The sequence below is a fragment of the uncultured Streptococcus sp. genome (assembly GCF_963516515.1).
Taxonomy (GTDB): domain Bacteria; phylum Bacillota; class Bacilli; order Lactobacillales; family Streptococcaceae; genus Streptococcus.
Genome location: NZ_CAUQCJ010000049.1, coordinates 1 through 10504 on the forward strand (window position 1 = coordinate 1; position 10504 = coordinate 10504).

A 10504-nucleotide genomic window follows, 5' to 3' on the forward strand; every position below is an offset into this window, starting at 1 on the left:
TGCCATATTTTTCTCCTTTCGCTTTACAATTGGCTTGAACACCTTTATTGTATCGTGTTTGGAGTTTTTTGGGTATAACCTTCGACGCGCACCCACATAGCGGGTGGTTTTTTTGTCTCGCACCTAGCGGAGCAAGACGGACTAATAGTCACATAATAAAAAGATTTGGTTCTGCTTCTCACAAAACCAAATCTTTTTTATTATGTTAGAAACGAATTGTCTCACGTGTCTTTTCATATGAAGTAACGAAACGGTTGGTTACACCAGGTTCTGCGACTTCCAAAGCTTGCGAAATCTTATCAAATGAAGCATGGTAATCAAATTCTTTTTCAAAGATTTCTAATGAGTCATTAAAGGCTTCCTGAATTCGTTCATCAAATGAGCGGTAACGATTCGAATACTGTAGTAGTTGTTCAGTCAAAGTTGCATATTTAACAATATTATAAGTTTCATCTTCAAGTACTTCCATATCATTTGTTGTAATCTCAAGTATACGGTTTACAACTTCGATATTGACCTGAGCTTCTTCTAGTTCAACCATTAACTCTTCTGTATGGTTACTCGCTGTAAAGAACAACTGTAAGAAATTCTGAGGAATACCTGGAAGATTGCGTTTCTCCATATATCTCTTAATTGTATGAAGACGATTAACATAAATATTTGCCTTTTGGCGAGCATTGATATCATCTTTTTCAATCTGAGCAAGACGTTGACTAAGTTCGACTTGTTCATCCTCAATTTCTTTCAAAGTCGCTTGTAAGTTTTCCAAACGTTCTTCAAGCAATGAATATGGCTCAGAATGTTCCTCTTGTTCTGAAGTTAATTCTAATACAGATTCTTCCAAAGAGTCTAATTCAGTTTGCAATCTATGAACATGACTAACATCTGTTTCAGAAAATAGATAACTCTTACTTAATCGTTTAATATCTTCGACTAAAACAGCGTTACTATCTTTCATGTGTTGCAGATAAGTAGGAAGTGTTGCTACTAAACCTTCTACCACTTTCTGTGCAGCAATTTCTCTTGTAAAGATATCATAAAGTGCATTAATCTCTTCTTGGATTTGAGTATTTTCGTACTCGGCATTATCCAATTCTAGTTGCGCAATATTCTCATGATTTTTCTTGAGAGCTTCATAAAGCAATTGGAAACGCGCTTCAATATCTGTCTCAGAAAAATGATAATTAGCATCTAAAAGCTTACGGTAACCATCTTCTAAATCTTCTAGTTGATCAGGTAGCTCTTTAGATAATGTTGTTACAACTGCTGGTATACGATCAACAATATGTGTCAAAGCCAAGATATGATTTTCAGCATTATCCAAAATCACAGCAGCTTCTACTGGGTCACCTGACGTATTCAAAGTAACAAACTGAGAAAACTCTGATTGGATATTTTCCAATTGTTTTTCAATTTCAGACAAACCTTGGCCATATTCTTCAGAATGATCAGCAACTCGGTGTTGCAACTCTTCAAACAAGTCCAAGGTATGAAGAACACGTCCACTATTTTTAGACTCTTGTTTCTCCAAATCTGCCAAGGCATTGCGAATTGCTGCAATATCTTCTTCAATCAAGGTAATTTGGCTCTCGATTTGATCAATTTGATGACTAGCTTTGAAAAAACGGAATGAGTTGTTATAACCTTCTGCCTCGAAAAGATTATTTTCGATATCTGCAAAAGAGTTAAGAGATAGGTCAACCCATTTTTGGTTCCATTCACGGAAAGTCACTTGACTTTGTCCAATCAAGTGCATATTTTTTACAGCTTCAACTTCATCATTAACTGGAAGATTGTACAGCTCTTCTTTTTTCTCTTCTAAAATTGCTAATTTACTTTCATTGCGCTTCCGTACATAAATTGCTATAGCATATGAAATCAGCAATATAATTGCAATTGCAATTATAAAATATACTACTAGACTATCAGACATATTAAACTCCTTTTTTACTTGAAACAATCGTAATGATTATATCATATTTTTTAGACCAAGGGAACTACTTCTCCCGATTTTTTAGACATCAAGTGTACTATAGACAGCATTTTCTTCGATAAACTCACGACGAGGTTCTACTCTATCCCCCATCAACATATCAAAGATTTTATCTGCTTCTGCAGCATCATCAACAGAAACTCTGGCCATCAAGCGATGTTCGGGATCCATGGTTGTTTCCCACAATTGATGATCGTCCATTTCACCCAAACCTTTATAACGCTGAATGGTCGGTTTGGTTCGACCTTCACTATAACGGGCTAAAGCTTCTTGGAGTTTGATTTCCTGATCTGCACCTGGCTGGATATATTCTTTAATTTCACTTCCAACCTTAACACCGTAGATTGGTGGTTGGGCAATATAAACATAACCAGCTTCTAGGATTGGTTTCATATAACGATAAATCAAGGTTAAAAGAAGGGTACGAATATGAGCTCCATCAACATCGGCATCGGTCATCAAAACGAGTTTTTGGTACCGAGCTTTTGAAACATCAAATTCTGCTCCAAATCCTGTTCCCATAGCTGTAAAAAGACTTCGAATTTCTTCGTTGGCAAGAATTTTATCCATGCTTGCTTTTTCAACGTTCAAAATCTTACCACGAATTGGAAGAATTGCCTGAAATTCACGGTTACGACCTGATTTGGCTGACCCTCCAGCTGAATCTCCTTCGACGATGAAAAGTTCTGTTTCCGCAGGATTGTTAGAAGAACAGTCTGCTAGTTTTCCTGGAAGGTTGGAAATTTCCAAACCAGATTTTTTACGAGTGACTTCACGCGCACGCTTGGCAGCAACACGAGCCTTAGCAGCCAAAATACCTTTTTCCACGATACGCTTGGCAATCTGTGGATTTTCCATAAGGAAATCAGAAAAGGCATCACTGAAGAGACGATTGGTAATCTTGACTACTTCGCTGTTTCCAAGTTTGGTCTTGGTTTGTCCTTCAAACTGTGGATTCGGGTGTTTAACTGAGATAACTGCAGTTAATCCTTCGCGAACATCTTCCCCTGTTAAGTTGTCCTCATTGTCTTTCAGTAACTTATTTTTACGAGCATAATCGTTGATAACACGAGTTAGTGCTGTACGGAAACCTTGCTCATGCGTTCCACCTTCATGAGTATGAATATTGTTGGCAAAACTCATGACATTTTCATGGTAACCCGTTGTGTACTGCATGGCTACTTCAACTGTGATATCATCCATCTCACCGTCTGTGTAGATTGGTGTATCAAAGATCACATCCTTATTCTCATTGATATATTCAACGTAACTAGCAATCCCACCTTCATAGTGGTAATGCTTGGTTTGTTCCAAACCTTGGCGCTTATCTGTGATGGAGATTTGAAGACCGCGATTTAGAAAGGCCAATTCTTGAATGCGTTTATTTAATTTATCAAAATCAAAGGTTGTTATTTCAGTGAAGATTTCTGGGTCTGGTGTGAAGTGAACCGTTGTTCCAGTTCTATCTGTATCTCCGACTACCTCAAGGTCTGCGACGACATGACCACGACGGTATTCTTGGTAATGAATTTTACCGTTTTTGTGGACATGAACGTCTAATTGAGTTGAAAGGGCATTAACTACTGATGACCCTACTCCGTGAAGACCACCTGAAACCTTGTATCCGCCACCGCCAAACTTTCCTCCAGCATGAAGGACAGTAAAGACAGTCTCAACGGCAGGTCGACCTGTTTTTTCCTGAATATCGACTGGGATACCACGCCCATCATCGACAACAGTGATCGAATCATCTGGCTCAATAAAGACTTGAATATGGCTGGCAAATCCTGCCAAGGCCTCGTCGATTGAGTTATCAACAATTTCCCAGACTAGATGGTGAAGACCTTCTTTTGAGGTTGACCCGATATACATCCCTGGACGCATACGAACAGCCTCTAAGCCTTCTAAAACTTGAATTTGACTGGCATCATAATCTTGTGCCTGCAGATTTTTGATTTCTTCTGTCATCTTATTCCTTTTTCTTACATGTCTAATACTTGTCTTAAATTCACGATACTAGTAAACAAGTGGGTAGCTAGTCCAGCAGCTTGACCTGCTTCGATATCAATCGGTCGATCACCAATGACAAGCCCTGAACTAATCTGATACTTTTCTCTTAAATAAATCATGGACTCAGGATCTGGTTTTCTCTTAAAGCCTGAGTTAGAAGTCACCACTTCTGTAAAATAAGCTGCTATAGAGGTTTTTTCTAAAATTTCCAAGACCTGATTATTTCGATGAGAAACCAAAAAATGACGCCCATCTTGATTTGAAATGTCTTCCAATAAACCAGAAACTCCATCAAATAAAATCGGGTGTTCTAGCTCTCTGGCTTCATTTTCCTTGTACTTTTCTAAAAAATTCTCTAAGTTGGGAGCGAATGTCTCAATCGCAAAATCAGTAGAAACCTTTAAAGCCTGATAGACACTGTCATGGTCTTGTGTGATGCCATACAATGCTAATGTTTCAACAAATGCAGCTGTTGAAGTTTCGTAATTATCCAGTAAAGTTCCACCTAAATCCCAGATGTAATCGTGATATTTCATAGCTTTCATTATACCATTTTTTTATGAAAAAAGCGATGATTTCCTAGATTTTTCCAAGTAAAAAACGAGAGAAAGACTCCCGTTTTACTGTTCTTTACCAAAGACATCTCGATATAGCATTCCAGTTCGTAAACTCTCTGCGTCTCCCCCTAATTGATCCACTAACTCGTAGGCAAAGGCAAGGGCTGTCGAGGGACCTCGACTGGTTGTCAAATGACCATCTACCACTACTGTTTCCTTGACGTATTGCCCATCAAGGATTTGCTCTTGAACACCATCATAACAAGTAAACTTCTTGTTTTTCAATGCTCCTGCTTGATTGAGGGCAATTGGCGCCGCACAAATGGCTGCCAGTTTCTTCCCTTCTTGCTCGAAATTTTGCAATTCTTGAATCAAGGCCTGATTGTCACGCAAATGTGCAGAACCAGGCATTCCACCAGGAAGTACAATCATGTCATAGTCTGATAAATCACCATCAAAGATACGGTCTGCTCTTACTTGGATTGCATGCGAACCTGTTACTTGCTCCTCAAATCCTACCATATCACAAGTGATACTTACTCGACGCAAGACATCTACAACTGTCAAAGCTTCAATTTCTTCAAAGCCCTGAGCTAACATAACTGCTACTTTAACCATGATTTTCTCCTTATTTGATTCGTTTTAATACAACCTTTTTCCGTTTGAATGGGACTTTTCCACTCTTTTCTTCAGCTAGATTAGTCTGGTAACTCATCGATAAAAGCAAGCCAACACCAATCAGATTACTAATAATAGCTGATCCTCCTTGTGAAATGAAAGGCAGAGGAATCCCAGTCAAAGGAAGCAAGCCCGTCACAGCACCGATATTTTCAAATATGTGGAAGAGCAACATCATAATCAAACCTGTGGAAATATAGGTGTAGAACTGGTTATTTGATTTGAGAGTAATCTTCAACATACGGTAAATGAGCATGAGATAAAGAGCAATGACAAGGACTGAGCCAATGAAGCCAAAATCTTCTGCGATAACCGTGAAAATCATATCCGACTCGCGAACTGGAATAAGCAGATTCGAAGCATTAAACCCCTGACCAAATAAGCCACCACTGCCAATGGCAATCTGCCCTTGAGCTTGCTGGTAAGTGGTTGTTTGAGCAAAGTCAAAGGGATTAAGCCAAGCCAAGATCCGATTAATCTGGTAGGTCGGCATTCCCAGTTGATGAAGAAAAGCCCTTCCGTCCTTGCTGATAAAAATAGCTAAGAAGCCAGCAATACCTGTTACCGCAGTCACAAATACTGGGATAATAATTTTCCAAGAAACTCCTGATAGCAAAACGATTCCTGAGAAGATGGCCACAAAAACCAAAGCCGTCCCCAAGTCACTTTGAAGTGCCAAAAGAACTAGGACTGGAATGGTAAAGAGAATCATCCAGAAGATCAACAAGAAGTCCAGCGGAACTGTGCGCTTCCATTCCTTATGTTTTTTGGTAAACTGGACAATGACACGAGCCAACATGAGGATATAGGATATCTTCATAAATTCTGACGGCTGGAACAAGGTAACACCATTTACCGATACCCAGTTTTTGGCACCCGTTGATGCAACTAGGCTTGGATTATAAAAGACAATTGGCAAGACCATGAGTCCCAAGCCTAAAATATACAGAAAGGGGGTCACTTTCCAAAGAAATTCTGTATTAAAGAGCATGACCACAAAACCAATCACAAGCCCCAAGGCAATCCAGGCGACCTGCTGCCCTAAAATGGGCAGAATATTGTTTGGATAATCATGACTAACAGCTATATAGATAGCCACCACGCCGATAACCAGTAGAAAAAATACTGGCAATAGCAAACTATAATCGACTCTAGAGTCGAGAGAACGTTTCATATACACTAACCTTATACTTTCATACAATACTATTTATCAAAGTTCATTTAAAAATTTATCAACAGCCTCATCAACTTCGGATCGAGAGACGGTTTTAACAGTCGCTTCTTTTGCTAGAGAAGTCACAATTTGTTTGCCATATCTCTTTCCGACAATTCTCTTATCCAAAATAAGAGTTAAGGAACGTTGGTGTTCGCGTCTCATACTTCTTCCCAAAGCTTGCTTTAAACGAATAATGGCCATTGGCAACTGATAATCATAAAAGGCATTTTTCCCTTCTTGAATTAGTTCCTGATTGATCTTTTTCGTCAAGGGCTCTTGAGGATTTTGGAAAGGAAGTCTTGGTACAACTTGAATCACAAAAGGATGACTTGAAAAATCAACTCCCTCCCAGAAACTTGCTGCACCAAGCAGGATTTGTTGTTCACCTTTTTCAAAGCGCTTCTTAAGCTGATGAACATCCCCATTTTTATACTGGGCCAGATGGCTAACTGGAAGTAAATCCGATACTGCTAGAAGCATGTCTTTAGCAGTAAAGAGAACCAAAATCGGTTGCTGGAAAGCTTGAACATCCATCAGCAAATCAGCTACCTCTTTGGCATAGACTTCTAAGGAGGTTTCTGTTACCAGGGGAAAATCTTTGACCAAGACCACTTCTTGATCCTGTTTTTTACCAGCTTCAATCTTGACAAATTTAGCTTCGGGATAGCCTAACAGGTCTGCCAAAGAAACTCTTTGACTAATCTCAAGAGTGGCCGACACTCCCAAGACTTGACATGAATCAGGCACTAAAGAAGATAGAAGAATACGACCTGATTTTGTAGAAGAAATCTGAATTTTCTTCTGACTCGTTTCAGTTGCTTGAAGCCAGTAATCACCTTCAGCCGTAAAATAGCGAACCAGTTCCTCAAAGCCCTCTACCTCTAATTCTGAAAAATACTGGCGGAGATTGGCAAAAGAATCCAAGATACTCTTCTTAGATTTTCCAGACTGAAATTGTTCTATCAAGTAGATAAACTCAAAGCGAATACTTTCTAGTATTCGTTGTTGGACCTTATTTTGCTCGTCCAGTAAAGCCTTATCAACTAAAGCAATAATAGACTGGATATCGTAGGTCTGTTGAAGCAGATTTTCTAGAGCCAACAAAACTTTTTGGACTTCATCAATAATCAATAAACGGTCGCTGACAAATTCAGGATTATCTTCAAGTCTGGTTACAAGATAGGCATGATTAGTCACTAAAAGCTTACAGGTTTGTGCCCTTTCTTGACTACGTTTCCAGAAATCTTCCGTCACAAATAAGCTTTTAGAAGATAAATTCCCATCATGACGAAGGTCTGTCAGAAAATGTTGGTAACGGTAGAGTTGGCCGATTTCATCCAAATCCCCAGTTTCTGTCTCTGTCAACCAGACCAAGAGTTGCATTTTAAAACGTCTAAATAAGCGATTTTCATCATTTTCCTGCAAGGAACGATAAAAGGCATCCAACTTCAGGTAATTTTGTGGTCCCTTTAAAGAATGAATATCTGTATGGAACACTTCCTTGAGACGTTTACCTTCTTCTTCCATGATTTGATTTTGAAGAATCTTTGTCGGAACGCTAAGGACAATCTGACGATTTTCCACTTGGGACAAAGCGGGTAAGAGATAGCCATAAGTTTTCCCAATCCCAGTTGGCGCTTGAATTAATGATACAGTCTCATCTTTCAATAGCAAGCCAACCTCTTTAGCAAAACTTTCTTGTCGTTCCCTCACTTCAAGGTTCAACAAAGAAATATTTTTAGAAAAATCTTGAGATAATTTTCGTGGCTCATTGGGAGCTGTAGGTTTCTTGAAATATAGCCCTTGAACTTGGACCAAGTCTGGAGAACCAAGGATAGATTGGTTTCGAAAAATTTCTTCAATAACCAGGTAGGACTCATATAAGAGAGCGTCAGCCATCTCCAGCAAGCGTTCCAAGAGTCCTTTAGGAAGTTGGAGCATCTTTTCTCGTAAAAATAAGAGTAATTCCGCGGTAGCTTGGGCATCTGAAAGGGCTGTGTGGGCATGTTTTAGAGGAATTCCTAATTCTCGACACAAAATCGGCAAACTATATTTTTCCAGTTCAGGGAAAAAGACCTGGGACAATTCTACCGTATCAACACGAGGATTTCTTAGCTCATAACCTTCAAAAAATAAATTTTCCGCCAAAAGATTGGCATCAAACTGAACATTATGGGCTACAAAAATCCCATCCTCCACCAAGTCAAAGATTTTTCTTGCAACTTGCGAAAAATCAGGTGCTTGCGCCAGACGTTGGTCTGTCAATCCTGTCAGTTCTTTGATATGAGCATCCAAGGGTTCATGTGGATTGACATCCGTCGTATAGTGATCGACGATTTTCCCATCCTCAATCACAACAATTCCCACTTGGATAATTTTAGCCTTACTACCTGTGCTAGTTGCCTCTAAATCAACCACAACATAGCGATTACCAATCGTTTTCATTATAAAAAATTATACCAAAAAAAGGGCCATTTGGCACCTGCAAACATGGGATAATTTTCAAACTCAAGAAGATTACTTTTCTTAAAAATCTCAGTAAACAGAGCGTCCTAGCCTACTGATTTTTTGAAAATATTGAAGAATAAGAAAAATTGAGAGAAGAAAGGTTTGCATCTTCCTTCTCTCAACGAATCATTTACTTTATTTAACCATATCAGGATCGTAGTCGTAGAATCCTGTATCAAGGAAACGGTTTTTAGGGTGTAACTTGCGTACTTCCTCATCCAGCAAGAAAGCTTGGTCATGGCTAAAGTTACCCTCTTGGATCAAGCTGCGCGCTTGGATAAAGAGTTTTGCAATCTCAACAAAGTTCTGACCAGGAGTGTAGAGCCCTTCTAGTTTCCAGTGAGTGAAACCATGCTCCACCAACTCTGTCAATTTGGTCATCAAATCAAGGTCATTGTTAGCAAAGATGTGGGTTCCATGATTGTCTTCAAAAATGGAATAGTGGCTCTCAGGGTCACTTGGCTCAGCCAAGAAGAGGTCCCGCTTGCGAGTCTTTTCATCATCGATATGCGTGAAGTTATAGTAGTTTTGCAAGAGCGGACGCTTGGAATGGTGAATAACACTAGCACCATACACCAAAACTTCAGCAGGAATTTCCAAAATTTCTGGCATCTTGAAGAGCTCAGCAGATGGAATTTCACGCGCCAAAACAGCCTCAGATGCGCCAGCCTTTTGTCCCCAGAAGTTTATCTGACGACTACTAGTTACCATAGTCGAAGCATCGTAGATTGTCTTAAATGAATAACCATCACGATTGACCACATAAAAGACACCTGCATCCCCAATTGTAATGTAATCTGTCTTGATTTCTTCCAAGAAATCGAGGAAAGTCTTGATACGGTCCATCATATCTTGGTGCATGAGGGCATTGACCGCAACAATCAATTCCTTACCAGCATCATGAACCAGCTTAGCGATTTCACGCAATTGATCATGACTAAAGGTTGTTGGCAGACGAAGCCCAAAGTCTTTCTCACCGACATAGATACGGTCCACGCCAGCTTCGAGCAGTTGTTCAACTTGTTCAATACTTTCAGCAGTTGCTGTAATAATAATCTTTTCCATAAGAAAAATTATACCACAATTCTGGAAAATCAGCTATTCTTTGAAAATGAAAAGGGACTTTATTCTTTTTGTAACCTTTCTGTAATAATTCTCTGCTGAAAAAATGATAAAATAGGTATGTACTGTAAGGAGAGAGACATGCCCGTAAGAAAATTACAATCCTATGAGGTAGACTATCAAGAAGAATTAAGCCAACAGGTTCCTCGCTATCAAGATTATATACCTGAAGCGCAATCTGATACCAATCTCAAGGAAATCCTATTTTTTGTTAATATAGCTATTTTTTGTATCTGTATTGCTATCTTTAGTTTTATCTTTTTAGCATTAAAATTCTCAACTGTTCTTGCATTTGCCACAGCAATCGGATCCAGCTTACTTGTTTTAAAAGTACAACGGTCTATTATCAAACGAAAACGTAGAAGATAAAATCGAGTAGGGGATAATCTCTAGCCCCTCTCACACCACCGTACATGCCGT

8 protein-coding genes are annotated in these 10504 nt (G+C 39.2%); 1 reads left to right on the plus strand and 7 read right to left on the minus strand.

Annotation, left to right across the window (positions count from 1 at the left end; all coding sequences use genetic code 11):
* Positions 1-205: 205 nt before the first annotated feature.
* The 7 genes from ezrA to RYL77_RS08290 form a co-directional block, all read right to left on the minus strand.
* Positions 206-1933 carry a septation ring formation regulator EzrA gene (gene ezrA, locus RYL77_RS08260; RefSeq protein ID WP_315010929.1) on the minus strand — a complete coding sequence of 576 codons (1728 nt, stop codon included), beginning with the start codon at positions 1931-1933 and terminating at the stop codon, positions 206-208.
* An 81-nt stretch (positions 1934-2014) separates the two neighbouring features.
* Positions 2015-3961: a DNA topoisomerase (ATP-hydrolyzing) subunit B gene (gene gyrB / locus RYL77_RS08265; protein ID WP_315010930.1), complete on the minus strand. Its 1947-nt coding sequence runs from the start codon at positions 3959-3961 to the stop codon at positions 2015-2017.
* A gap of 14 nt (positions 3962-3975) precedes the next feature.
* Complete coding sequence (locus tag RYL77_RS08270; protein ID WP_315010935.1) at positions 3976-4539, minus strand: HAD family hydrolase; 564 nt, start codon at positions 4537-4539, stop codon at positions 3976-3978.
* An 84-nt stretch (positions 4540-4623) separates the two neighbouring features.
* Positions 4624-5178 (minus strand): DJ-1 family glyoxalase III, encoded by a 555-nt coding sequence (locus tag RYL77_RS08275; protein ID WP_315010931.1) that lies wholly within the window; start codon positions 5176-5178, stop codon positions 4624-4626.
* Between the two features lie 10 nt (positions 5179-5188).
* Positions 5189-6412 (minus strand): FtsW/RodA/SpoVE family cell cycle protein, encoded by a 1224-nt coding sequence (locus RYL77_RS08280; RefSeq protein ID WP_042901172.1) that lies wholly within the window; start codon positions 6410-6412, stop codon positions 5189-5191.
* 36 nt (positions 6413-6448) lie between these two features.
* Complete coding sequence (locus RYL77_RS08285) at positions 6449-8899, minus strand: bifunctional DnaQ family exonuclease/ATP-dependent helicase (RefSeq protein ID WP_315010932.1); 2451 nt, start codon at positions 8897-8899, stop codon at positions 6449-6451.
* A 198-nt stretch (positions 8900-9097) separates the two neighbouring features.
* Positions 9098-10027: a peptidase U32 family protein gene (locus RYL77_RS08290; RefSeq protein ID WP_315010933.1), complete on the minus strand. Its 930-nt coding sequence runs from the start codon at positions 10025-10027 to the stop codon at positions 9098-9100.
* A 138-nt stretch (positions 10028-10165) separates the two neighbouring features.
* On the opposite strand from RYL77_RS08290, the gene RYL77_RS08295 reads away from it, so the two are divergent.
* The gene (locus RYL77_RS08295) at positions 10166-10453 is read left to right on the plus strand and encodes a DUF3270 domain-containing protein (RefSeq protein WP_315010934.1); all 288 of its coding nucleotides are present in this window, start codon (positions 10166-10168) and stop codon (positions 10451-10453) included.
* The last annotated feature ends 51 nt before the right edge of the window (positions 10454-10504 follow it).